Origin of the sequence: Oceanobacillus aidingensis (assembly GCF_042654105.1) — a bacterium.
Taxonomy (GTDB): Bacteria; Bacillota; Bacilli; order Bacillales; family Amphibacillaceae; genus Oceanobacillus; species Oceanobacillus oncorhynchi.
Map to the genome: position 1 here is coordinate 345,785 of NZ_JBHSFT010000001.1, position 25,763 is coordinate 371,547.

Below are 25,763 nucleotides of genomic sequence, written 5' to 3' on the forward strand. Positions count from 1 at the left end.
CGTCGAACGATTTTTAGAAACTGCCATGTTTTTTTGACAAAAAAAGAAAGCAACCTATGTTTTACTAGTTGGAAAGATGGGAGTGGATAAAATGATAGGTTCAATTCCAAGGGTGGAATCGGGAAGCATTACAATCGAGAAAGCAAGTAAAAAGAGAAAATGGAGAGAACAGATTACTGCGAAGGTCAACCATATATTAATCGCACAGGGCTGGTTATTCTATATTACAGGCTTTTTATTAGGACGAGCTGTCATCCTGCAGACAGTATCTCCGTTTGCTGTGGCTTTCATTGCGAGCATGTGGCTTGTCCATCGGGAAAAATCCTTCCGTTCGATGATAGCTGTTATATTAGGGGCGCTGACTTACTCGATGCAGCATGTAGCTTATATTTTTATTGCTTTTATTTTATTTATCTTCATCTCGGCAGCAACAAAATCTTTAAAGCATCAACAGTGGATGCTGCCCATTACTGTCTTTTTTGCAACCAGTCTGCCGCGGATGTTTTTATATTCGCTCCAGGGCACCATATCATCCTTTGAATGGATGATGCTGGCCGTTGAGGGAGTCCTTGGGGCAATCCTTGTACTTATATTTATGCAAAGTATTCCGTTATTATCACCAAAACGATATAAACCCACCTTAAAAAGTGAAGAAATTGTATGCTTGATTATTCTGATTGCCTCGGTATTAACAGGGTTTATCGGCTGGGAGGTGTACGGCGCATCATTAGAGCATGTTTTTTCAAGGTATTTTGTTTTGGTGTTTGCCTTTATTGGAGGTGCTGCTATTGGTTCAACGGTCGGGGTGGTGGCAGGAATGATCTTGTCATTAGCCAATGTGGTCAACCTCTATCAAATGAGCCTGCTAGCATTTTCAGGTGTGCTCGGGGGATTGCTGAAGGAAGGAAAGAAACCGGGAACAGCGGTGGGGCTTTTGATTGGGACAGGACTCATCGGTGTTTATGGGGAGAGTGTTGCTTTATTGCCGTCGTTAACGGAATCACTTATGTCTGTGCTGCTATTTTTGATGACACCGGCATCCTGGCTGGAGCAAATCGCCCGTTATATTCCGGGAACAGAAGCATATACAAATGAACAGGAGCAGTATTCGCAAAAGGTCCGAAATGTTACTGCCAAACGCGTAGAACAATTTTCCGATGTCTTTCAGGCGTTATCCAAAAGCTTTGCCGTGACAGACAGGACATTAAGTGATGAAAAAAGAGACGAGAAGCGGGATACCGATTACTTTTTAAGCCAGGTAACGGAAAAAACATGTCAGGACTGCTTTTTAAAGAATAAATGCTGGCAGAAGGAATTTGATAAAACCTATTCGCTGATGGAGACGATGAAGCAGAATATTACCGCCGGGCAGGAGCCCCACCGAAATGTCGTGAAGGAATTTGAGAATCATTGTGTGCGATCGCGCCAAGTCAAGGAGGCAATGCAGTCAGAAATGAGCTTCTATGAGGCAAACCAACAGCTGAGACAGCAGGTGACAGAAAGTAAGCGCTTAGTTTCTGACCAGCTCCAGGGTGTTTCTGATGTGATGAATGATTTTGCTAAAGAAATATTAAAGGAACGGCAGCATCATGAGCTGCAGGAATCGCAAATTATTCAAGCTTTGAAACAGATGGGAATCGAATTAGTCCGCTTAGATATTTATCACTTAGAGAAGGGAAATGTAGATATTGAGCTAACGACAAGTTTCTACGAATATCATGGGGAAGGGGAAAAATTAATTGCTCCGGTTCTTTCGGAGCTGCTCGATGAGATGATTGTGGTAAGGAATGAAGACATTTCTTCTTTCCCTTATGGTTACAGCCACTTCGTCTTTGGATCAGCAAGGGATTTTGAGGTAGAGACGGGGGCGGCCAATGCAGCAAAAGGAGGGGGGCTTGTATCTGGTGACAGCTTTACAACCATTGAGCTGGGCGCAGGGAAGTTTGCGATGGCTATCAGCGATGGGATGGGGAACGGGAAGCGTGCAAAGGAAGAAAGTACAGAGACATTACGTTTACTGCAGCAAATTTTGCAGACTGGAATACGAGAAAAGGTAGCAATCAAAACAATTAATTCGATTCTTGCTTTGCGTACCACGGATGAGATGTTTGCAACGCTTGATTTAGCAGTGGTGGATTTGCATAATGCATCTGCCGAATTTTTAAAGATTGGTTCGACTCCAAGCTTTGTCCGCAGAGGGAATTCCATGATAAAAATAGAGGCCAGTAATTTGCCGATGGGGATTATTCAGGAATTTGATGTAGATATTGTCAGTGAGCAGCTAAAGCCGAATGATTTATTAATCATGATGAGTGACGGCATTTTTGACGGGCCGAAAGACGTGGAAAATATTGATATTTGGATTAAACGGAAAATCAAAGAGATGGATACGGAGGATCCGCAGGAAATTGCTGATTTATTATTAGAAGAGGTGATTCGAACCAGATCGGGGGATATTCATGATGACATGACCGTATTGGTTGCCAAAGTAAAGAAAAATACACCGAAATGGGCCAATGTTCCAGTCCGGCATGAGAAGCTGCTCTCGATGTAGAGCACGCTCAGCTGTATGCTTCTTTCTCGTAAGCCAATCTGCCAAATATACGTATACAGAATGCATTATTTGGTGATGATGGTAATGGAAGATGAGGAGGTATACATGAAATGAACGCAGGAACATTAAAACAAATTTTGCTATTAACCGATGGCTGCTCCAATAAAGGCGAAAGCCCTGCAACAGTAGCCGGTTTAGCAAACCAACAGGGAATCACTGTGAATGTCATTGGTATATTAGACGATGATCAGACGGAACAGCCAGAGGGCCTTCAGGAAGTGGAGGATATCGCTGTATCTGGCGGCGGCGTCAGTCAAATTGTTTATAGTGAACGTTTATCTCAAACGGTGCAAATGGTAACGAGGCAGGCAATGACACAAACATTACAGGGATTTGTCAATAAAGAGTTGCGCAGCATTTTAGGAAAAGATCAGTCAATGGAAGAGCTGGATCCGGAAAAACGCGGTGAAATCATGGAAGTGGTAGAGGACTTAGGAGAAACCAGTGATTTAGAGGTGGTGGTGCTAGTCGACAGCAGTGCGAGCATGCGTGATAAATTAGAAACAGTCAAGGAGGCGTTGTTTGACTTATCTATGAGCTTGAATGCACGAGTTGGAAAAAACCGCTTTTGTATTTACCGGTTTCCGGGCAGACGGAACGATATTGAGCTTGTGCTTGATTGGTCGCCGAGGCTGGATGGGATTTCCAAGGTTTTTCCAAAGTTAACAAGCGGAGGAATCACCCCGACTGGGCCGGCATTACGGGCAGCAATGTACCAATTTAGCAAGAAGCAGCTACGGAGGAATTCGGATGAAGAACCATTCGACATGGAAGAAACCGGCTATTAGGTTACACTCTCAGCAAAAGATAACAGGGAAGTGGCATCAAAAATCCTATACCGTTGTGAGAAAAATTGGCGAGGGCGCAATTGGAGCTGTGTATCTCTGCATGCATCATGGACGGCCTGTTGCTTTGAAAATAAGCGAACAGGATACAGCTGTAACGGTAGAAGTCAATGTGCTCAAAGCATTGAAAAAGGTTCAAGGATATCGCCTTGGACCTTCTTTATTGGATGTCGATGATTGGAGAGCACCAGGCGGCAGGGTGTATTCCTTTTATGTGATGGAGTACATGGAGGGTCAGACATTAGGTGCGTTTATTCAGGCGAGAGGCAAGAAGTGGCTGGGCGTATTGATGGTTCAGCTGTTAGAAGATTTAGACCAGCTTCATCAGGCGGGCTGGACCTTTGGCGATTTAAAAACAGATAATATTCTTGTGGAATCGAATCCGCCAAGAATTAGACTGGTTGATGTGGGCGGCACAACAAGGATGGGGCGTTCTATTAAAGAATATACAGAGTTTTTTGATCGCGGTTATTGGGGGCTTGGAACGCGTAAGGCAGAGCCAAGCTATGATTTATTTGCGGTTGCGATGGTGTTTCTCCATATCTATTATCCGAGACGCTTTGACCGGATAGCGGGGGAATCCTCTGAGAAGCTGCTTGAGAAAAAATTGTATCGGGCCAGCGATCTGCAGCTCCTGCATCCATTTTTAAAGAAAGCACTAAAAGGAAAGTATTCTACCGCAGCAGAAATGAAAAAAGATGTAATGGGCAAGATAAAACAGGTACAGCACAAGCGCAGCCAATATCGAAAAAAAATGCAGCAAAAAAAAGTATATCCTGTGAAAGAATCCTTTAGTATTTCTCTGGCAGCCTCTGTTTTTTGGATTATTTCTTTGTTATTGCCTTAAACTGAAAAAAGATAGACTGAAAATATACTTTTTCGCATCCTCTCTTTTGAACCGTTCCTCAAAAAGGAGTATGATAGAAGTATAGTTAAAATACGGTTTTTTTCTAATTTTATCCTAACCGTATAGGGAGCCAGAACCGATGGATGGAGGAGGAATGAGATGGAGCAGGAAGTGTGTGCATTTATCAGAAGGCACCGCCTAATTCAAAAGCATGCAACGGTTCTTGTCGGCGTTTCAGGAGGACCGGATTCGATTGCGCTATTACATTTCTTGAACAACATTTCATCCAAATGGGAATTAAGCCTTACAGCAGTGACCATAGATCATCAGCTGCGTAACGGAGATTCTGCCGACGATTGTCAATTTGTGAAAGATACTTGTCAGGAATGGGGAATACCCTGCGTGGAAAGAATGGTGGACGTCAGACAATATCAAAAGGAAAAGGGTGTCAGTGAAGAGGTTGCTGCACGTGAATTACGCTATGGTGTTTACTTGGATCTGATGCATGAGAAAAAAGCTGATCTGCTTGCTCTTGGACATCACGCCGATGATCAAATTGAAACGATGGTTATGCGAATGGTAAGAATGGCGACCTCGAACGCTTTAAAAGGGATTCCCGTGCGGCGTGATTTTGCCGGCGGTGAAATTATCCGTCCTTTATTAGGGGTGACAAAGAATAACATCCTTGCTTATTTGGAAAAGTATCAATTGAGCTATCAGGTCGATAAAACGAACGCGGATGATACGTATACGAGAAATTATTACCGGAAAAACGTCGTCCCGCTGCTGAAGGAGAAAAATCCGCGTATCGCAGACACCATTCAGACGCTCAGCGAAACGTTAGCCCAGGACGAACAATACTTGCAGGAGCAGGCGAAGGAAATGGTAGAAAAAGTGGCGGAATTTCGGGAAGATACAAGGGAAATTTGTTTTGCGGCAGAAGCGTTTTCAGAGCTTCCTCAGGCTTTACAAAGACGGGCCTTTCATCTAATATTAAACTATCTATATGGAACCTTGCCTAAAGACCTATCTTATATCCACGAAGTAAACTTTTTTGACCTGTTGAGACGCCAAAATGGAAGCGCAAGTATTGATTTTCCGTTAAGGCTCCGTGTGACAAATATATATGGGAAGATTTATCTGCAATTTGGTCAACAACCATCCGTAAAGTCAGCTCAACCCTCTTTATTGCCAGTTCCAGGTGAAACGGTGCTGTCTGATGACACAAAGATCGAGGCTGCCATCATCAAAGAAGCCCCGGCAGAGGATGAAGCAACTTTTGTTTTTCCGCTAGATTCGATTTCATTACCACTACATATCCGAGTAAGAAAAGCGGGAGATCGTATGTCTGTAAGAGGACTCAATGGTTCAAAAAAGCTGAAGGATATTTTTATAGATGCGAAGATACCCCAAAATATGCGGGATAATTGGCCGATAATAGTGGATGATAAGGGAAAGATCCTGTGGGTCGTCGGTCTAAAAAAAGCGGAGACTGCACAAAATGGTAAAGGAATGAATATAAAACTGAAGATTAGCTCATGACGCTGATTAGGAGGAGAAAAAATGGCGCAAGAAACAATTCATAATGAGATTGAAAAAATCTTAGTAAGCGAGGAAGAAATTCAAAAAAAATGCAAGGAGCTCGGTGCAATATTAACAGAAGAATACGAGGGCAAATTTCCCTTGGCTATTGGCGTGTTAAAAGGTGCATTGCCGTTTATGTCAGATATTCTTCGGCATACAGAAATCCATTTAGAAATGGATTTTATGGATGTATCCAGCTATGACGGCGGCACATCCTCCACAGGAGAAGTAAAAATCCTGAAGGACTTGAATACAAAAGTAGAGGGCCGCGATTTAATTATTGTTGAGGACATTATTGACAGCGGACTGACATTGAACTACTTAGTAGACCTGTTTAAATATCGTAAAGCAAATTCCATCAAGATTGTGACACTTCTTGATAAACCGGCTGGAAGAACAGCAGATATTACAGCAGATTTAATTGGTTTTGAAGTTCCGGATGAATTTGTTGTTGGCTACGGTTTAGATTATGCAGAAAAATATCGAAACCTTTCATATATCGGTGTCCTCAAGCCGGAAATTTATGGCGGCTGATGGAGAAAGTGAAAAGGAAGAAGCCGCGCTTGGGAAGGGACATGCTGTAAAAGAAAGCCCCCATAAAAATAGATTTTTTTCTTTGCCGGCAATGCATGTATTTGAAAAATCATCTTGGACGATATCATCCGGGTTTTTGCAATAATTTCTTTCATACATGCGGATGTTCAAAGGGTATACTTACATTTATCGGACTTCTTGAACATTCCAAAAAAATAATTCGTCAAAAATGGTTAAATTATTTGTATAAAGCGATTTTACTATGATACGATTTACTATAGTTTTTCCCCATTTGGGAGGAGGTAAGCAATGAATCAGATATTTCGTAAGGTCTTCGTATGGATGCTCTTATTTATAATCATTATTGGTGTAATCGGAGTATTTAATAATCCAAGTGAAGATCAGGAGCAGTATGATGTACAGCAATTTATGAATGCTTTAAATAATGGTGAGATTAAGGAACTGACCTTTCAACCGTCACATGGTATCATCCGTTTGACGGGTACATTAATGGACGATGAGACGGAATTTGTTGCTCAAGTACCGGATAATGAAGAACTTGTTACACAAATTACAAATAGTGCAAGCGAACAAAGTGAATTAACGGTCGAAGAGGAAGAGCAGCCTAGTCCTTGGCTCACATTCTTAACTGGAATCATTCCATTCTTATTGATTGGTCTATTCTTACTGTTCATCCTTAGCCAGGCGCAAGGCGGCGGTGGCGGCGGCCGTGTAATGAACTTCGGTAAGAGTAAGGCAAAAATGTACTCTGAAGATAAGAAAAAAGTCCGCTTTAAAGATGTCGCTGGTGCCGATGAAGAGAAACAAGAGCTTGTCGAGGTTGTGGAATTCTTAAAAGATCCGCGCAAATTCTCACAAGTAGGTGCACGTATTCCAAAAGGTGTACTTCTTGTCGGGCCTCCAGGTACAGGTAAAACATTATTAGCGAAAGCAGTTGCCGGTGAAGCCGGAACGCCATTCTTCTCTATCAGTGGTTCAGACTTCGTAGAGATGTTCGTTGGTGTCGGTGCATCCCGTGTTCGTGACTTATTTGAAAACGCGAAGAAAAATGCACCATGTATCATCTTTATTGATGAGATTGATGCCGTCGGCCGTCAGCGTGGAGCTGGTCTTGGAGGCGGACATGATGAACGTGAGCAAACATTGAACCAGCTATTGGTTGAGATGGACGGATTTGGAGCAAACGAAGGTATTATTATGATTGCTGCAACAAACCGTGCCGATATTCTTGACCCGGCGCTGTTACGTCCAGGACGTTTTGACAGACAAATCATGGTAGACCGCCCAGATGTTAAAGGCCGTGAAGCGGTTCTAGGTGTTCACGCTAGAAATAAACCGTTAGAAGATACCGTTGATTTAAAAACAATCGCTATGCGTACGCCAGGATTCTCAGGTGCGGATTTAGAGAACTTGCTCAATGAAGCAGCCTTGATTGCAGCAAGAGCCGACCGTAAGAAAATCGGTCAGTTAGATATCGATGAGGCTATCGACCGTGTCATTGCAGGTCCTGCGAAGAAAAGCAGAGTTATTTCCGAAAAAGAAAGAAATATCGTTGCCTATCATGAGAGCGGTCATACCGTGATCGGGATGGTTCTGGATGACGCGGATGTCGTTCACAAAGTGACCATCGTCCCTCGTGGTCAAGCCGGCGGTTATGCAGTAATGCTTCCAAGGGAAGACCGTTACTTCATGACAAAACCTGAGCTGTTTGATAAAATCACCGGTTTACTGGGCGGACGTGTTGCGGAAGAAATCATTTTTGGCGAAGTGAGTACAGGTGCTTCGAATGACTTCCAGCGTGCAACAGGTATTGCGCATAAGATGATTACCGAATTTGGTATGAGTGATAAGATTGGTCCGCTTCAATTTAGCAGCGGCGGCGGCGGGAATGTATTCCTTGGCCGAGACATTCAAAATGAACAGACTTATTCGGATGCCATTGCTCAGGATATCGATAAGGAAATGCAGAATTTCATTAATTACTGTTATGACCGTGCAAAACGTATTCTTACAGAGCATAGAGAGCAATTAGAACTGCTTGCAAAAACATTATTGGAAGTAGAAACACTCGATGCGAAACAAATCAAGTCTCTTTTTGAAAATGGAACGCTTCCTGAACCGGAAGAGGATTCAGATGATGTGAAGGTAAGCATCCATTCGAAGGAAGAAAAAGAGGATGAGGATAAAAAAGGTCTTTCTTTTGAAGAAGCAAAAGAAAAAGCGGAAAAGAAATCCGACTCTTATATTAACGACCCGATTATGGGCGGTAATTCTGAAGAAAAAGAAACAGATCACACGGATGATAATAAGGAAGATGACTCCGATTCCGATCGTAAAAACTAAAGGATTGGAAAAGATATAGAAAGGAAGCAGCCAAAGGAATAGAAAGGCTGCTTCTTTTTGTTCTTTGGACGGATGCTTTTTTGGTTTTTCCTGAAAAGAAGTATGTTATATTAAATTTTAGAGAAACAAAGGAAGGTATGGTGACAGATGTTATTTGTTCTTGATGTAGGGAATACCAATACAGTTCTCGGTGTTTTTGATAACGATAAATTAATTCATCACTGGCGGATAAAAACCGATCGGTATAAGACAGAAGATGAATTTGGCATGCTTATCCATTCTTTATTTGAATATAAAGGGATTCATTTTAAGGAAATCACTGGAGTGATTATTTCTTCTGTTGTACCGCCTATTATGTTTGCTTTAGAAAAAATGAGCCGCGATTATTTTGATATAGAACCTGTGGTTATCGGGAAAACTTCTTATGATAAGCTAATTAAGATGAATTATCCAAACCCGTCTGAAGTTGGGGCGGACCGGATTGTTAATGCTATAGCAGGTATTGAAAAATACGGAGCGCCGCTAATCATCATTGATTTTGGGACAGCGACAACCTACTGCTATGTGGATGAAGAAGCAAGGTATGCTGGCGGGATTATTACCCCGGGTGTAAATATTTCGATGGAGGCGCTGAATACAAGAGCTTCGAAGCTGCCGAAAATTGAGATTCAGAAACCGCAGCGTGTGATTGGTTCTTCTACTGTGGAGGCAATGACATCTGGTGTATTTTACGGGTACATTGGTCAAATTGATGGGCTGGTCAAACGAATACAACAAGAAAAAGGGACAAACTCAACGGTTATCGCAACAGGTGGTTTGTCTAAACTTATTGCACATGAATCAGAAACCATAGATGCTGTCGAGCCCTATCTCACGTTGAATGGGCTGTATCTTATTTATAAAAAGTATTATCAATAAACGGAGGAATGATGATGGTGAAGGATTATTTAATTAAAGCGACAACCTATGACGGCATGATCCGCGCATATGCTATTACGTCAACAGAAACAGTGGAAGAAGCTCGCCGGAGACAGGATACATGGGCAACAGCTTCTGCAGCACTCGGCCGTACTATAACGGTAACAGCAATGATGGGAGCAATGTTAAAAGGGGACGACTCCGTTACCGTAAAAGTAATGGGAAACGGACCAACTGGAGCTATTGTTGCTGATGGAGATGGCAAAGGTCATGTCCGTGGCTATGTTACAAATCCGCATGTCGATTTTGATTTAAATGATAAAGGAAAACTGGATGTGGCTAGAGCAGTCGGGACAGAGGGGAATCTTAGCGTTATCAAGGATTTAGGGATGAAAGACTATTTCACAGGAGAAACACCGATTGTTTCTGGAGAAATAAGCGAAGATTTCACGTATTATTTTGCAACCTCTGAGCAGGTCCCATCCGCGGTAGGCGCAGGGGTTCTGGTTAACCCGGACTTGAGTATTTTAGCGGCAGGCGGTTTTATCGTACAAGTAATGCCAGGAGCAGATGAAGCGGTGATTGAACGGCTGGAAGACCGTATTCAATCTTTCCCTGCTATTTCTACGCTGATCCGGGAAGGGAAAACACCTGAAGAAATTCTATATACCTTGTTTGACGAAGAAAATGTAAATATATTGGAGAAAATGCCAATCGAATTTCAATGCAAATGTTCGAAAGAGAGACTTGCTAATGCTATCATTGGGTTAGGCAATGAAGAAATCCAGCTAATGATCGATGAAGATCATGGGGCAGAAGCAACCTGCCATTTTTGTAATGAACACTACCATTTTACAGAAGAAGAATTAGAAGAGCTTAAGCAATCATAGGTGGTACAATGATAAAAATGGAAACATGACGAGCTGCTTTGGATGCAGCTAAAATCGGACGACAAATTCGTATATTGCTTTTAGATTAGAAAAATAGGCGTTTTTTTCGCATTTAGGATTGACATTTTCTTAATAAAGCAATACATTATATATAAATCATATAAAAATACTTGGTATTAGGAGGAGTTATATGACAGTCGTTAATAATATTGCAGGTTTAATTGGAGGAACACCCATTGTAAAGCTTCATAATGTAGCGGATGAGAATAGTGCAGATGTATATGTTAAATTAGAATTTATGAATCCGGGAAGCTCGGTGAAAGACCGCATTGCAGCTGCGATGGTAGAAGCTGCAGAGAATGCAGGTGAATTAAAACCAGGTGATACCATCATTGAACCAACCAGTGGAAATACGGGGATTGGTTTGGCAATGGTTGCTACTGCTAAAGGATATCAGGCAATTCTGGTTATGCCGGATACAATGAGTCAGGAACGTCGTAATTTATTGAAGGCGTATGGAGCGAAGCTGGTTTTAACTCCAGGAGCCGAAGGAATGAAGGGCGCTATTGCCAAAGCGAAGGAATTACAAGAAGAAAATGGCTATTTTATGCCACAGCAATTTAATAATCCAGCTAATCCGGAAATTCATGCAAAAACAACTGGTAAAGAAATTGTAGAGCAGATGTCAGATGGATTAGATGCTTTCATTTCCGGTATTGGTACCGGCGGAACAATTACTGGTGCTGGAAAAGTGCTGAGAGAGCATTTTGACGGTATTAAAATTTATGCTGTTGAGCCAAAGGATTCCCCGGTGCTTTCTGGAGGAAATCCTGGTCCTCATAAAATTCAGGGAATTGGCGCAGGCTTCAAACCAGAAGTGCTTGATACATCGATTTATGATGAGGTACTTCCGATTGGAAATGAAGAATCCTTTGAAACAGCACGTAAAGTTGCTACTACAAATGGAATTCTGGGAGGAATTTCTTCTGGAGCAGCGGTTGCTGCAGCATTAAAAGTAGCGAAAGACCTAGGGAAAGGGAAGAAGGTTCTTGCCGTCCTTCCTGATAACGGAGAGCGTTACCTATCTACAGCGCTGTATCAATTTGAAGACGAAAAATAAATATCGGAATGTAAAAGGAATCAGCCGTATTGAAGCTGGTTCCTTTTTTACGTTAATCTTTCTTAACCAGCGCTTTCCACTTTTGTTCTTTACCTTCTTAGGGTAGGATGTAGAATAGATATATTTTTAACAGAGAAGGGGCGGATAATACAAGTGATGCAGGCAAAAGAGTTTCAATTAGATTTAAATAAACGGACGCATATTATGGGGATATTAAATGTGACGCCGGATTCCTTCTCGGACGGGGGACGATATACAGATATTGAAAAGGCGGCAGCCGCGGCGAAGAAAATGGAGAAAGAAGGAGCGGATATCATTGATATCGGCGGAGAATCCACCAGGCCGGGCCATACTCCTGTCAGTGCGGAAGAAGAAGCAGAGCGTATTATCCCGGTTATTGAAGCGTTAAAAAATGATTTGCAGATACCTATATCCGTGGATACATTTAAAGCATCTGTAGCAGAGCAAGCAGTAAAAGCCGGCGCTTCTATGATAAATGATATTTGGGGAGCAAAAAAAGAACCGGAAATTGCTGCGGTTGCTGCCCGTTATCAGGTGCCCATTATTCTTATGCATAATCGAACGGATATGGACTATGGGGACTTTATTTCGGATGTGAAAGCAGACTTACAAGCAAGTGTTTCTATTGCTAAACAAGCCGGTGTAGAGGATAAACAGATTATTCTTGACCCAGGTATCGGCTTTGCAAAAACAATGGAGCAGAATCAATATATGATTAAAGAACTGCAAGAGCTGAATATATTTGGTTATCCGCTGCTTTTGGCAGCATCCCGTAAAAGATTTATTGGTGATATTTTAGATGTTCCTGCAAATCAAAGAGATATCGGGACGGCAGCAACGACAGTAATTGGAATTGCTAAAGGCGCCCGTATTGTTCGTGTACATGATGTAAAGGCGAACCTGGAAGCGGCAAAAGTAGCAGATGCGATTTATTATACGAATCTATAAGGGATAGGAATAGAGGAGAGAGCATGTTTAAAGAAAGGATGGACAAGGATGGACAAAATTATTCTAAAACGAATGCAGTTTTATGGATATCACGGGCTGTTACCTGAAGAAAATACGTTGGGGCAGCGTTTTTATGTGGATGCTGACCTGTACCTATCTTTAAAGAAGGCGGGACAGTCTGATGCAATGGAGGACTCCGTTCACTATGGGGAAGCATATGAAAAAATAAAGCATGTCGTAGAGGGGGAAAGGTTTCATTTGATTGAAGCGGTGGCAGAAGCAATTGCAGATGAGCTCTTTACTTCTTTTGAACAATTGGAGGCATGTTCCATCCGTCTAACAAAGCCGGATCCGCCGATTCCGGGCTACTATGAATCGGTAGCTGTAGAAATTTATAGGGAGAGAACGAAATGAATCAAGCATTTATTGCTCTCGGAACAAATATTGAACCGAGAGAAGAACATCTGACGCAAGCATTAGACTTATTAGAGACAAATGAATATATCTCTATCCAAAAAAAATCTTCTATATATGAAACTGCGCCGGTTGGATACCAGGACCAGGCAGATTTTTTAAATATGGTATTAGCGCTTCAAACAAATTTATCATCCATGGATCTGCTTGAGGCTTGTCAGCAGATTGAAAAAGAACTCGGCAGAAAACGTGATATCCGATTCGGTCCGCGGACGATTGACCTTGACATTTTGACATTTAATTATGAAAATAGTACAGTAGAAAGATTGATTATACCGCATCCCCGCATGCATGAGCGGGCTTTTGTATTAATCCCATTAGCAGAAATCGCTCCGGGTTTTGTTGTACCTGTACAAAAGAAGACTGTAGAAGCCTATTTAGAAGAACTTCCAGAGAAGGATAAGGCGGACGTCAGACTGTGGAAGACAGAAATATAAAACGAAGCTTCATTCCGTGGAAGTTTCGCGGGTGATTCTCCGTGATGATAAAGCAATAACTGTTTTAATGACAAGGTTAGAAGATATCATAATTAATTAAGAAGTGGAGTGGTAGAAGTGTCAGAAGAATTGAATGAACATATGCAGGTAAGACGTGACAAACTCACAGAATACATGGAAAAAGGATTGAATCCATTCGGTGAAAAATTTGAACGTACGCATTTAACAAACGATCTAGTTGAAAAATATGATCAATATTCTAAAGAAGAGCTGGAGGAAATTCCAGATGAAGTAACGATTGCAGGACGTTTAATGACAAAGCGCGGAAAAGGGAAAGCGGGATTCGCGCATCTTCAGGATTTAAGCGGACAAATTCAATTATATGTTCGAAAAGATGCAATTGGCGAAGAGGCATATGATGTATTTAAATCAGTGGACTTAGGTGATATTGTCGGTGTGACAGGGGTTATGTTTAAAACAAATGTTGGAGAATTATCTGTTAAAGCGAAAGAATTTCATCTATTAACCAAATCACTGCGCCCGCTGCCAGAAAAATATCATGGCTTAAAAGATATTGAACAGCGCTATCGTCAGCGTTATCTTGATTTAATCACTAATCCGGACAGCAGAGATACGTTCGTAGCCCGCAGTAAGATTATTCAATCCATGCGTGAATATTTAAATGCTCAAGGTTATTTAGAAGTAGAAACACCGATGATGCACAGTATTCCGGGCGGAGCATCTGCGCGTCCATTTATTACGCATCATAATGCACTGGATGCTGAATTATATATGCGTATTGCAATCGAACTACATTTAAAACGCCTTATTGTCGGCGGGTTAGAAAAAGTATATGAGATAGGCCGTGTATTCCGTAACGAAGGGGTTTCCACAAGACATAACCCTGAATTTACAATGATTGAACTATATGAAGCATATGCGGATTATCATGATATTATGGATCTTACGGAAAACTTAATTGCACATATTGCAAAAGAAGTATATGGAAAAACGACGATTCAATATGGCGATGAGGAAGTAAACCTTGAGCCTAAATGGACAAGACTGCATATGGTAGATGCGATAAAAAAAGAGACAGGTGTAGACTTCTGGCAGCACTTATCGAATGATGAAGCACGTGCTTTAGCAAAGGAATATAACGTAGAAATTACAGATGCGATGACTTTCGGACATATTGTAAATGAATTCTTTGAGCAAAAGGTAGAGGAAACACTCATTCAACCTACATTTATTTTTGGACATCCTGTAGAAATTTCTCCTCTCGCTAAAAAGAACAAAGAGGATGAGCGTTTTACAGATCGTTTCGAGTTATTTATTGTAGGAAGAGAGCATGCTAATGCCTTTAGTGAGCTGAATGACCCGATTGACCAGCGCCAACGTTTTGAAGCGCAAGTGAAAGAAAGAGACCAAGGAAATGATGAAGCACATTATATGGATGAAGACTTTTTAGAAGCATTAGAATATGGTATGCCACCAACTGGCGGTTTAGGAATTGGAGTAGATCGTTTGGTGATGCTGTTAACAAATTCGCCTTCTATTCGGGACGTACTGTTATTCCCGCAAATGAAAAATCGTTAATTAACCATTATATTATTGTTGAAAGCACCGCTGGAAGGTTACTCTTCTGTCGGTGCTTTTGTATGTATACGTAAGGGAGTGAAAGAGAGGAAAACCTTTGAGAATAGTGATTTATTAAGGGGTTTTAAAACTGCTTCAATAAAATGAATTATAGAAATATTTAACTTGTACTATTTTATTTTAAAAAAGACTTGCTTTCGGTTTGGAATCATGATAAATTAATTATCGTTGCGTAACGCAATGCGCATCACACAAACGATTCAACAGATTAACAACAAAATAAATTTTAAAAAGTTGTTGACAACGAATTGCAGATGTGATAAATTAATAAAGTCGCCAATTTGAAACAGCGACAAACAAATTGCTCTTTGAAAACTGAACAAAACAACCAGTACGAAAGAAGAAAGACAACCTCGTTTTTCTTAAAGAATTAAGTCAGAAGTTGACTTCTGAAAGCTATNTATGTCAGGTTACTCTTATTTAGTTTTCAGGGTGCAAATTCTTGAAAAAAAGTGTTGCATTTTTATTCTAAAATGCATATAATATAACTTGTCCTTGTTTTTCAGGAAACATCTTCAAGTTACATATTTTATTGTCTGGTGGCGAGAGCGAAGAGGTCACACCTGTTCCCATGCCGAACACAGAAGTTAAGTTCTTCAGCGCCAATGGTAGTTGGGGGCTTCCCCCTGCGAGAGTAGGACGTTGCCAGGCATTATCAATCCGGAGGATTAGCTCAGCTGGGAGAGCACCTGCCTTACAAGCAGGGGGTCGCAGGTTCGAGCCCTGCATCCTCCACCATTACGCCGGCCTAGCTCAACTGGTAGAGCAACTGACTTGTAATCAGTAGGTTGGGGGTTCAAGTCCTCTGGCCGGCACCATTTTCCTTTTTGCAGGAGCCATTAGCTCAGTCGGTAGAGCATCTGACTTTTAATCAGAGGGTCGAAGGTTCGAATCCTTCATGGCTCACCATTTGCGGGTGTGGCGGAATTGGCAGACGCGCTAGACTTAGGATCTAGTGCCTTCGGGCGTGGGGGTTCAAGTCCCTCCACCCGCACCACTATTTTTAATTTAAAAAGCAATATGCGGAAGTAGTTCAGTGGTAGAACACCACCTTGCCAAGGTGGGGGTCGCGGGTTCGAATCCCGTCTTCCGCTCCAAAATATTGCCGGGGTGGCGGAACTGGCAGACGCACAGGACTTAAAATCCTGCGGTAAGTGATTACCGTACCGGTTCGATTCCGGTCCTCGGCACCATAAGCGCCTGTAGCTCAATTGGATAGAGCGTTTGACTACGGATCAAGAGGTTAGGGGTTCGACTCCTCTCAGGCGCGCCATCGGGAAGTAGCTCAGCTTGGTAGAGCACTTGGTTTGGGACCAAGGGGTCGCAGGTTCGAATCCTGTCTTCCCGACCATTAAATAAATATAACTGATTTATCTACGGGGCCTTAGCTCAGCTGGGAGAGCGCCTGCCTTGCACGCAGGAGGTCAGCGGTTCGATCCCGCTAGGCTCCACTCAACAATTTATTTAAAAAGTTGTTGACAATGTCTTACAAACATGATAAGTTATATCTTGTCGCTAAAAACGACAGAAACAAATTGCTCTTTGAAAACTGAACAAAACAACCAGTACGAAAGAAGAAAGACAACCTCGTTTTTCTTAAAGAATTAAGTCAGAAGTTGACTTCTGAAAGCTATAGTTTCAAACACTTTTATGGAGAGTTTGATCTTGGCTCAGGACGAACGCTGGCGGCGTGCCTAATACATGCAAGTCGAGCGCGGGAAGCGAACGGAACTCTTCGGAGGGAAGTTCGTGGAACGAGCGGCGGACGGGTGAGTAACACGTAGGCAACCTGCCTGTAAGACTGGGATAACTCGCGGAAACGCGAGCTAATACCGGATAACACTTTCTATCACCTGATGGAAAGTTGAAAGGCGGCTTTTGCTGTCACTTACAGATGGGCCTGCGGCGCATTAGCTAGTTGGTGAGGTAACGGCTCACCAAGGCGACGATGCGTAGCCGACCTGAGAGGGTGATCGGCCACACTGGGACTGAGACACGGCCCAGACTCCTACGGGAGGCAGCAGTAGGGAATCTTCCGCAATGGACGAAAGTCTGACGGAGCAACGCCGCGTGAGTGATGAAGGTTTTCGGATCGTAAAACTCTGTTGTCAGGGAAGAACAAGTACGATAGTAACTGATCGTACCTTGACGGTACCTGACCAGAAAGCCACGGCTAACTACGTGCCAGCAGCCGCGGTAATACGTAGGTGGCAAGCGTTGTCCGGAATTATTGGGCGTAAAGCGCTCGCAGGCGGTTCTTTAAGTCTGATGTGAAATCTTGCGGCTCAACCGCAAACGTGCATTGGAAACTGGAGGACTTGAGTGCAGAAGAGGAGAGTGGAATTCCACGTGTAGCGGTGAAATGCGTAGAGATGTGGAGGAACACCAGTGGCGAAGGCGACTCTCTGGTCTGTAACTGACGCTGAGGAGCGAAAGCGTGGGGAGCGAACAGGATTAGATACCCTGGTAGTCCACGCCGTAAACGATGAGTGCTAGGTGTTAGGGGGTTTCCGCCCCTTAGTGCTGAAGTTAACGCATTAAGCACTCCGCCTGGGGAGTACGGCCGCAAGGCTGAAACTCAAAAGAATTGACGGGGACCCGCACAAGCGGTGGAGCATGTGGTTTAATTCGAAGCAACGCGAAGAACCTTACCAGGTCTTGACATCCTTTGACCGCTCTAGAGATAGAGTTTTCCCTTCGGGGACAAAGTGACAGGTGGTGCATGGTTGTCGTCAGCTCGTGTCGTGAGATGTTGGGTTAAGTCCCGCAACGAGCGCAACCCTTAATCTTAGTTGCCAGCATTCNTGCATATTTTTAGGAGAAATGCCGTTTTATGTCATCTGAATCTGTTCATAGTAGGTACGATGACAAAATATACAAATGTTACGTTTTTTCCACCATAAAATAGGATTTATTGTCGTAAAGGCGGATCCTTGAATGAATGCTTTGCCAGTGATAGCCATCCATGGGTTTGGTTTTTCCTCGACAAAATAGATATTTCTACATACGCCGTTTTGTGAATAACCCCGCAACGAAATGACTTTCTTCTCTGATTCCCTGCGTTTTCGCTTCACATAGACACCTTTTATTCCTAAATAACACCGTGGCAAATGAAGTGTATTTTTTTGTCTTCACTCTATCTATGATTGAAAACAAGAGGATGTGCCACACTTAGTATAGAGTCAAAAAATGTTTCATTGCTGATACGGCTCGTCTAATGGGTTTTTGCTTGTTTATCTTCAAATATCCTTTCTTTGGTATTTATTTCTGGAAGATAAATCAATTTACTGCTAAAGTAAAAATACACTTATTGCAATGAATACTTCTATTTAAATAGTTTAAAATTAATTTTCATGATAGTTGGTATGGAAAGACCCCCGCTGAATAAAGTTTTATTTTATAAAATGAAATGATAGCCTATACATATAAATAAACTGTAAAATATATAAAACAATAAGGGGGTGCAGGGAATGGAGTTAGAACAATTTATCGGTGATGATTTCGGAGTTATCGTGTTACGTTTGTTTATTGCTTTGCTGTTATCCGGTTTAATTGGTTTTGAGAGAGAAATTAATAATCATTCAGCCGGGTTTCGTACGCATATACTGGTAGGAGTAGGCTCTTGTTTGATGATGATTTTATCGATTTTTGGTTTTATTACATTTATGAATCAATACGATAACATTCAATTTGACCCTGCTCGTATCCCTTCTTATGTAATTAGCGGTATCGGTTTTCTTGGGGCTGGTACCATTATTGTATATGGAGGAACCATCAAAGGATTAACAACAGCTGCTTCTATATGGGCTGTAGCAGGAATAGGATTAGTGATTGGAGCCGGCATGTATAGTGTTGCTATTGTAACGACACTTATTATCCTTATCAGTTTAATATTTTTTAACCGGATGGAGCATTTTTTCCCTCGGTTTACAACCAGTAATTTTATTGAATTGATTGCTTCAGAGGAATTTGAAATACATGAAGCTGTAAAATCAGTGGAAAAGAACGGTTTTACGATAAAGCAGGTTGAGATAAAGCTGTTAGAAGGTAACAGGCGCAGAATTCATATATGGACAAATATGAAAAAGGATAATAAGTTAATTTATTTATTTGATGAAATATCGAAGCTTCCGGGAGTGGTTAATATAACAAAGCGAAATTAAAACATAAATATTTTCATAGATTTTTATAATTATGTTTTGTTTTTTGGCCTGTTTGTCCAAAATAGAAATATCATCCATTTGCAACTGTGGCAATTTCTTATTATAATAAAACCATAGTCAAAGTTAGTCAAAGTCAAAAGGAATAATTTATCAAATAAATTATTTGATTTGAGGTGCGAAGGATGAGTAACATTTCAGATATCATTGAACAATATTTGAAAAAAGTATTACAGTCAGAAGAACAACAAGCGATTGAGATTAAAAGGAGTGAAATTGCAGATCAGTTTCAATGTGTACCTTCTCAAATAAATTATGTTATTAATACGCGTTTTACCATTGAGAAAGGGTATATCGTAGAAAGTAAACGCGGCGGTGGCGGCTATATTCGTATTATGCGCATACGGCATCAGGATAAATCGGAATTGATTGATGAGATTATTTATTTAATCGGTGATTCGATTCCGCAGCGTGCTGCTATAGATATTTTAGATCGGCTTTTAGAGGAGGAGCTGATTACAGCACGTGAAGCAAAGCTGATATTGGCAAGTATTGATCGAACAACGTTAGCTTTTCAATTGCCGCTAAGAGATGAATTGCGTGCACGTATTCTTAAATCTGCATTAACTGCACTCAAGTATCTGAACGATTAATTACCTGAAGGGGGGAGGAATCGTATGGAATGCCAAGAATGCCATGAAAGAAAGGCTACCCTGCATTTTAAGCACATTATAAACGGTCAGGAGACGAAAGTGAGCCTTTGTGAAGTATGTGCAAAGAAAAAAGGTTATTTGACCTATCCGGAGGAAGGATTCTCATTAAATGACCTTTTATCTGGGCTTTTTCAAAAAGATGGAATACCTTTGAACGCTGCAGGGACAGCAAATTCCAATCAGCCTAAACAGCCGCAGGAGCTGAAATGTTCTTCTTGCGGGAGAACTTTTAGTGAATTTAAAAAAGCAGGGAAATTTGGATGTGCAAATTGTTATGCGTCCTTTGACTCCAAGGTAGAGCCTATTTTACGGCGTGTGCATGCTGGGAATACCAAACATACTGGCAGGATTCCAAAGCGTGCCGGGAAGTATATTCAGCAAAAGCAATTAATATCCTCCCACAAAGAGGAATTAAAACAGCTGATTGAAGATGAAGAATTTGAAAAAGCAGCAGTTCTGCGCGATAAAATCAGAGAGCTGGAAAAAGCGAATCATCAAGATAAGGAAGCGGGTGATAACACGTGACATTAGAATCATTTATCAATGAAGCGATTAGCCCGTGGATGCTGGAGGACGGTCCGGATAAAGACATTGTAATGAGCAGCCGTGTCCGTCTGGCCCGCAACTTTGCGGATAAATTGTACCCGACATCCGGTAATAAGGAAGCGTTGGAAGAGGTACTGCAATTTATAAAGAAAAATTATATAAAGGAAGAGGATACGGAGCAGGATTCACTAACTTTTATACCAATGAAGCAATTAAATATGATTGAAAAACTTGTTCTGGTGGAAAAACACTTAATAAGTCCACATTTAATCAAACATAGTGATTATGCTGCAGTGTTATTATCCGAACAGGAGCAGACCTCCATTATGGTAAATGAAGAGGATCATTTGCGTATTCAGGTGTATTATCCTGGACTTCAGCTGAAAAAAGCTTTAGAGGAAGCGTACTACTTAGATGATTGGCTGGAGGAAGAAGCCGACTATGCATTTGATGAAACAAAAGGTTATCTGACCAGCTGCCCTACCAATATTGGAACAGGCATGCGGGCTTCGATTATGATGCATTTGCCTGCGCTTGTACTGACAAAGCAAATCAACCGGCTTATTCCTGCAATTAATCAATTGGGACTGGTTGTCAGAGGGATATATGGTGAAGGCAGTGAGGCAAGAGGGAATATTTTTCAAATATCGAATCAGATTACACTGGGCAAGTCCGAAGAGGATATTGTGGAAGACCTGGAGAGTATTGTTAATCAGCTTGTGGAGCACGAACGGATGGCGCGGCAGTATATTTACGAGCAATCTGAGATTAGCTTGGAGGATCGTGTCTTCCGTTCCTATGGCACGTTAAAAAATAGCAGAATCATTGATTCGAAGGAGGCTGCTACCTGTATTTCTAATTTGCGTTTGGGAATTGATTTAGGCATAATAGAAAACATTTCCGAGAATATATTAAATGAACTGATGGTTTTAACACAGCCTGGATTCTTGCAGCACTATGCGAATAAAGCACTTCGTTCAGATGAACGTGATATCCGCAGGGCTTCAATTATTCGTGAAAGATTAAATTTGAAAAAATAGGAGGAAAAAACATATGATGTTTGGTCGCTTTACAGAGAGGGCACAAAAGGTATTGGCATTATCTCAAGATGAGGCCGTACGATTAGGCCATAATAATATTGGAACAGAACATATTCTTCTTGGTTTAGTACGTGAAGGAGAAGGCATAGCTGCCAAGGCATTGCAATCTCTTGGGTTGGAAGTAGCTAAAATTCAAGAAGAAGTGGAAAAGCTCATTGGTGTCGGCAAGCAGCCTTCTCAATCGATTCATTATACGCCCAGAGCAAAAAAGGTTGTTGAATTATCTCAGGACGAAGCAAGAAAACTGGGCCACTCCTATGTGGGAACAGAGCATATTCTTTTAGGTTTAATCCGTGAAGGAGAAGGTGTTGCTGCCCGTGTTTTAAATAATCTTGGTGTGAGCTTAAATAAGGCCCGTCAGCAAGTTCTTCAACTGTTAGGTAGCAATGAGTCTCAGACAGGCCGTCAGGGACGTGCAGGACAGCAAACAAACGCAAGCACCCCTACGTTAGATTCTTTAGCCCGCGATTTAACAGTCAGTGCGAAAGAAGGAAAAATTGATCCTGTTATAGGACGCTCTAAGGAAATTGAACGTGTAATCCAAGTATTGAGCCGCCGCACCAAAAACAACCCTGTGTTGATTGGGGAGCCTGGTGTCGGAAAGACAGCTGTTGCAGAAGGACTGGCACAGCAAATCATTGATAATGAAGTACCGGAAACACTACGTGACAAACGTGTGATGACGTTAGATATGGGTACTGTGGTTGCAGGTACAAAATATCGCGGTGAGTTTGAGGACCGTTTGAAAAAAGTAATGGAAGAAATCCGTCAATCCGGCAATGTTATTTTATTTATCGATGAACTCCATACGCTGATCGGAGCCGGGGGAGCAGAAGGTGCAATCGATGCATCAAACATTCTAAAACCGTCGCTTGCCCGCGGTGAACTGCAATGTATCGGCGCAACGACATTAGATGAATACCGGAAATATATTGAAAAGGATGCTGCGTTAGAGCGTCGTTTCCAGCCAATTCAGGTAGATGAGCCGACCTTGGATGAAACCATTCAAATCTTGAAAGGTTTAAGAGACCGCTACGAAGCGCATCACCGTGTGACTATTACAGATGAAGCGATTGAAGCAGCAGCATCTCTGTCGGATCGATATATCACAGATCGTTTTCTGCCGGATAAGGCAATTGATTTAATCGATGAGGCTGGCTCTAAAGTACGTTTAAATTCTTACACGGTTCCGCCAAATTTAAAAGAATTAGAACAAAAGCTGGAAGAAGTAAGGAAAGAAAAAGACGCTGCTGTCCAAAGTCAGGAATTTGAAAAAGCAGCATCCTTGCGGGACTCTGAACAGCGTTACCGTGAAAAGCTTGAGAAAACAAAGGATGAATGGAAGGAAAAACAAGGACAGACCGATTCGGAAGTAACGATGGAAGATATCGCTGCAGTGGTATCTATCTGGACAGGGGTTCCTGTTGCAAAACTGACGAAAGATGAAAGTGACCGCCTGCTGAACATGGAAGAGATTCTTCATGATCGCGTTATTGGTCAATCGGAAGCAGTGAATGCTGTAGCTAAAGCAATCCGCCGTGCCCGTGCCGGGTTAAAAGATCCTAAACGTCCAATTGGTTCCTTTATATTCCTGGGGCCGACAGGTATCGGAAAAACAGAGCTTGCCCGCGCCCTTGCTGAAGTCATGTTTGCGGACGAGGATGCGATGATCCGAATCGATATGTCAGAGTATATGGAAAGGCATGCGACGTCCCGTTTAGTTGGTTCGCCTCCAGGCTATGTTGGCTATGAAGAGGGCGGTCAATTAACCGAACGTGTTCGCCGTAAACCATATTCTGTTGTGCTGTTGGATGAAGTAGAAAAAGCACATCCAGAAGTCTTTAATATCCTCTTGCAGGTCCTTGAAGATGGCCGGTTAACAGATTCAAAGGGAAGAGTAGTTGATTTCCGCAATACGGTTATTATCATGACCTCTAATGTCGGAGCAAGTGAATTAAGACGTAATAAATATGTCGGCTTTACACTAGACAATGATGAGAAGAGAGAGCATGAAGATATGAAGTCGAAGGTGATGGACGAATTGAAAAAAGCATTCCGTCCTGAATTCCTAAATCGTATTGATGAGACCATTGTGTTCCACTCCCTGGAGAGAAAACACATGAAAGATATTGCATCATTAATGCTTAAACAGCTGCAAAAACGCCTGGAAGAGCAAGAGCTGACCCTTTCCCTTACAGATAAGGCAATTGAAAAAATTGCTAATGAAGGCTTTGATCCAGAATATGGTGCCCGTCCGCTGAGACGCTCTATTCAAAGTAATATCGAGAATTTATTATCAGAAGAGTTGTTAAAGGGAACCATTCAAAAGGAACAAAAGGTGAAAATAGGGTTGAACAGCAAAGGGGAATTTATTGTCCTTTCTTAAACAGGATGTAAGGTACAGAAAGCTAGAAGAACACGGTTCTTCTAGCTTTCTCCATTTCTCAAAAAATGCTTGTGGCATAAGTATGGAAGATTCTTTGTGAATTTGATGCTTTTCTGTAACCTATGAAAACCAGAAATAGTCTATAATAATAAATAAGGGTGGTTCAAGAGAAGACGCTAGGCTTGAATCTCACTTGAAGGGGGTTAGAAACGTTGGCAAAAAGGAAAACAAAATTTGTCTGTCAGGAATGTGGATATGAATCGGCTAAGTGGATGGGGAAATGTCCAGCTTGCCATCAATGGAATACGATGGTTGAAGAAATTGAAGCTGCTTCTGTAAAAGGCAGGACAGGATACACGTCTGGTACAGCCTCCTCACAAAAACCCGAAAAGATTACCTCCATCGAATCAAAGAAGGAACCCCGCATTACGACGAAGATGCGGGAATTTAACCGTGTATTAGGCGGGGGAGTGGTATTAGGGTCACTGGTTTTAATTGGCGGAGATCCGGGTATTGGAAAATCAACACTCCTGTTGCAAATATCTGCACAGCTGGCAGAGAAGGCTTTACCGGTTCTCTACGTATCTGGTGAAGAATCCACAAGGCAAACCAAATTGCGTGCAGATCGTTTAGATATAAAAACGGATGAACTATATGTATTATCAGAAACGAATTTAATGGATATCAGCAGGCAGATAGAAGAAATCAATCCTTCCTTTGTCGTCGTCGATTCCATTCAAACCATTTTTAAAGAAGAGATAACCAGCGCGCCGGGGAGCGTGTCACAGGTCAGAGAATGTACAATGGAGCTTATGAAAATTGCGAAGACCAAAGGCATTCCTGTTTTTATTGTCGGGCACGTGACCAAAGAAGGTTCGATTGCGGGTCCGCGTTTACTGGAGCATATGGTGGATGCGGTATTGTATTTTGAAGGAGAACGTCATCACACCTATCGTATTTTAAGAGGTGTAAAAAATCGCTTTGGAAGTACGAATGAAATGGGGATTTTTGAGATGAAGGAGGAAGGATTACGTGAAGTAATGAATCCGTCTGAAATCTTTTTAGAAGAGAGATCCCAAGGAGCTGCCGGCTCGACCGTTGTAGCATCAATGGAAGGTACACGCCCTGTTTTAGTAGAGATTCAAGCGCTGATTTCTCCAACAAGCTTCGGGAACCCGCGCAGAACAGCCACGGGAGTAGACCATAATCGCGTGCCGCTTTTAATGGCTGTGCTGGAAAAACGCGTTGGACTGATGCTGCAAAACCAGGATGCTTATATCAAAGTAGCGGGCGGGGTCAAGCTGGATGAACCGGCGATTGACTTAGCGCTGGCGGTCAGTATTGCATCGAGTTTCCGCGATCACCCAACCAAACCAGAGGATATTTTTATCGGTGAGGTTGGGTTAACAGGAGAAATTCGCAGAGTATCCCGAATCGAACAACGGGTGCAGGAGGCTGCGAAACTGGGGTTTAAACGGGTAATCTGCCCGAAAAATAATTTAGACGGCTGGAATTATCCGGCTGGTATCGAAGTAATTGGTGTTTCCAATGTACAGGAAGCTTTAGAAATCGGATTACATCAATAGATTTTTTTGAGGATGAA

General features: G+C 42.0%; 19 protein-coding genes, 9 tRNA genes, 1 rRNA gene and 2 other annotated features. All 29 genes read left to right on the top strand.

All coding sequences use genetic code 11. From position 1 onward, the window contains the following. The first annotated feature begins 91 nt into the window (after nt 1-91). The 29 genes from spoIIE to radA all read left to right on the top strand — a co-directional run bounded on the left by spoIIE (nt 92) and on the right by radA (nt 25,746). The gene (gene spoIIE, locus ACFO3P_RS01565) at nt 92-2,554 is read left to right on the top strand and encodes a stage II sporulation protein E (protein WP_379542117.1); all 2,463 of its coding nucleotides are present in this window, start codon (nt 92-94) and stop codon (nt 2,552-2,554) included. A 110-nt stretch (nt 2,555-2,664) separates the two neighbouring features. Beyond that, complete coding sequence (locus ACFO3P_RS01570) at nt 2,665-3,402, top strand: VWA domain-containing protein (protein WP_042528560.1); 738 nt, start codon at nt 2,665-2,667, stop codon at nt 3,400-3,402. After that, complete coding sequence (locus tag ACFO3P_RS01575) at nt 3,365-4,306, top strand: serine/threonine protein kinase (RefSeq protein ID WP_289585118.1); 942 nt, start codon at nt 3,365-3,367, stop codon at nt 4,304-4,306. The genes ACFO3P_RS01570 and ACFO3P_RS01575 overlap by 38 nt, the downstream gene beginning before the upstream one ends. Nucleotides 4,307-4,465: 159 nt before the next feature. Beyond that, complete coding sequence (gene tilS, locus ACFO3P_RS01580; RefSeq protein WP_289585119.1) at nt 4,466-5,848, top strand: tRNA lysidine(34) synthetase TilS; 1,383 nt, start codon at nt 4,466-4,468, stop codon at nt 5,846-5,848. A gap of 21 nt (nt 5,849-5,869) precedes the next feature. Then, nucleotides 5,870-6,424, top strand: coding sequence for a hypoxanthine phosphoribosyltransferase (gene hpt, locus ACFO3P_RS01585; RefSeq protein WP_379542118.1), 555 nt, complete (start codon nt 5,870-5,872; stop codon nt 6,422-6,424). 309 nt (nt 6,425-6,733) lie between these two features. After that, nucleotides 6,734-8,788: an ATP-dependent zinc metalloprotease FtsH gene (gene ftsH / locus ACFO3P_RS01590; RefSeq protein WP_289585120.1), complete on the top strand. Its 2,055-nt coding sequence runs from the start codon at nt 6,734-6,736 to the stop codon at nt 8,786-8,788. Between the two features lie 147 nt (nt 8,789-8,935). Beyond that, nucleotides 8,936-9,706 carry a type III pantothenate kinase gene (locus tag ACFO3P_RS01595; protein ID WP_289585121.1) on the top strand — a complete coding sequence of 257 codons (771 nt, stop codon included), beginning with the start codon at nt 8,936-8,938 and terminating at the stop codon, nt 9,704-9,706. Nucleotides 9,707-9,723: 17 nt separating this feature from the next. Continuing rightward, entirely contained in the window at nt 9,724-10,596 is an 873-nt protein-coding gene (hslO, locus tag ACFO3P_RS01600) for an Hsp33 family molecular chaperone HslO (protein ID WP_042535596.1), read from the top strand. Nucleotides 10,597-10,786: 190 nt separating this feature from the next. After that, the gene (gene cysK / locus ACFO3P_RS01605; protein ID WP_193065217.1) at nt 10,787-11,716 is read left to right on the top strand and encodes a cysteine synthase A; all 930 of its coding nucleotides are present in this window, start codon (nt 10,787-10,789) and stop codon (nt 11,714-11,716) included. A 156-nt stretch (nt 11,717-11,872) separates the two neighbouring features. Then, nucleotides 11,873-12,685: a dihydropteroate synthase gene (folP, locus tag ACFO3P_RS01610; RefSeq protein WP_289585125.1), complete on the top strand. Its 813-nt coding sequence runs from the start codon at nt 11,873-11,875 to the stop codon at nt 12,683-12,685. 48 nt (nt 12,686-12,733) lie between these two features. After that, a complete protein-coding gene (gene folB / locus ACFO3P_RS01615) occupies nt 12,734-13,099 on the top strand; it encodes a dihydroneopterin aldolase (protein WP_193065218.1) in 366 nt (121 codons plus the stop codon). Beyond that, a complete protein-coding gene (gene folK, locus ACFO3P_RS01620; RefSeq protein WP_193065219.1) occupies nt 13,096-13,596 on the top strand; it encodes a 2-amino-4-hydroxy-6-hydroxymethyldihydropteridine diphosphokinase in 501 nt (166 codons plus the stop codon). The genes folB and folK overlap by 4 nt, the downstream gene beginning before the upstream one ends. A gap of 117 nt (nt 13,597-13,713) precedes the next feature. Next, nucleotides 13,714-15,195: a lysine--tRNA ligase gene (gene lysS / locus ACFO3P_RS01625; protein WP_193065220.1), complete on the top strand. Its 1,482-nt coding sequence runs from the start codon at nt 13,714-13,716 to the stop codon at nt 15,193-15,195. Nucleotides 15,196-15,790: 595 nt separating this feature from the next. After that, nucleotides 15,791-15,906: ribosomal RNA gene (gene rrf, locus ACFO3P_RS01630) — 5S ribosomal RNA — on the top strand. Between the two features lie 11 nt (nt 15,907-15,917). Then, nucleotides 15,918-15,993, top strand: a tRNA-Val gene (locus ACFO3P_RS01635). Nucleotides 15,994-15,997: 4 nt separating this feature from the next. Further along, nucleotides 15,998-16,073: transfer RNA gene (locus tag ACFO3P_RS01640), tRNA-Thr, on the top strand. 15 nt (nt 16,074-16,088) lie between these two features. After that, nucleotides 16,089-16,164: transfer RNA gene (locus ACFO3P_RS01645), tRNA-Lys, on the top strand. Nucleotides 16,165-16,167: 3 nt separating this feature from the next. Then, nucleotides 16,168-16,252: transfer RNA gene (locus tag ACFO3P_RS01650), tRNA-Leu, on the top strand. Between the two features lie 25 nt (nt 16,253-16,277). Further along, nucleotides 16,278-16,352: transfer RNA gene (locus ACFO3P_RS01655), tRNA-Gly, on the top strand. Nucleotides 16,353-16,359: 7 nt separating this feature from the next. Then, nucleotides 16,360-16,448: transfer RNA gene (locus ACFO3P_RS01660), tRNA-Leu, on the top strand. A gap of 3 nt (nt 16,449-16,451) precedes the next feature. Beyond that, nucleotides 16,452-16,528: transfer RNA gene (locus tag ACFO3P_RS01665), tRNA-Arg, on the top strand. A 1-nt stretch (nt 16,529) separates the two neighbouring features. Continuing rightward, nucleotides 16,530-16,606, top strand: a tRNA-Pro gene (locus ACFO3P_RS01670). A 27-nt stretch (nt 16,607-16,633) separates the two neighbouring features. Beyond that, nucleotides 16,634-16,706: transfer RNA gene (locus tag ACFO3P_RS01675), tRNA-Ala, on the top strand. Nucleotides 16,707-16,910: 204 nt separating this feature from the next. Next, nucleotides 16,911-17,806: a sequence feature (16S ribosomal RNA rRNA prediction is too short), on the top strand. Between the two features lie 68 nt (nt 17,807-17,874). After that, nucleotides 17,875-18,157, top strand: a sequence feature (16S ribosomal RNA rRNA prediction is too short). Nucleotides 18,158-18,725: 568 nt separating this feature from the next. Next, the gene (locus tag ACFO3P_RS01680; protein WP_042530717.1) at nt 18,726-19,418 is read left to right on the top strand and encodes an MgtC/SapB family protein; all 693 of its coding nucleotides are present in this window, start codon (nt 18,726-18,728) and stop codon (nt 19,416-19,418) included. 182 nt (nt 19,419-19,600) lie between these two features. Next, nucleotides 19,601-20,068, top strand: a complete 468-nt coding sequence (locus ACFO3P_RS01685) for a CtsR family transcriptional regulator (RefSeq protein WP_193064161.1) — start codon at nt 19,601-19,603, stop codon at nt 20,066-20,068. A gap of 24 nt (nt 20,069-20,092) precedes the next feature. Continuing rightward, complete coding sequence (locus ACFO3P_RS01690) at nt 20,093-20,653, top strand: UvrB/UvrC motif-containing protein (RefSeq protein WP_042530721.1); 561 nt, start codon at nt 20,093-20,095, stop codon at nt 20,651-20,653. After that, the gene (locus ACFO3P_RS01695; RefSeq protein WP_193064162.1) at nt 20,650-21,714 is read left to right on the top strand and encodes a protein arginine kinase; all 1,065 of its coding nucleotides are present in this window, start codon (nt 20,650-20,652) and stop codon (nt 21,712-21,714) included. Before ACFO3P_RS01690 ends, ACFO3P_RS01695 begins: the two co-directional genes overlap by 4 nt. Before the next feature lie 13 nt (nt 21,715-21,727). Further along, on the top strand, nt 21,728-24,160 hold the full coding sequence (clpC, locus tag ACFO3P_RS01700; protein WP_042530725.1) for an ATP-dependent protease ATP-binding subunit ClpC: 2,433 nt from the start codon (nt 21,728-21,730) through the stop codon (nt 24,158-24,160). A gap of 212 nt (nt 24,161-24,372) precedes the next feature. Further along, nucleotides 24,373-25,746: a DNA repair protein RadA gene (radA, locus tag ACFO3P_RS01705; RefSeq protein WP_193064163.1), complete on the top strand. Its 1,374-nt coding sequence runs from the start codon at nt 24,373-24,375 to the stop codon at nt 25,744-25,746. The last annotated feature ends 17 nt before the right edge of the window (nt 25,747-25,763 follow it).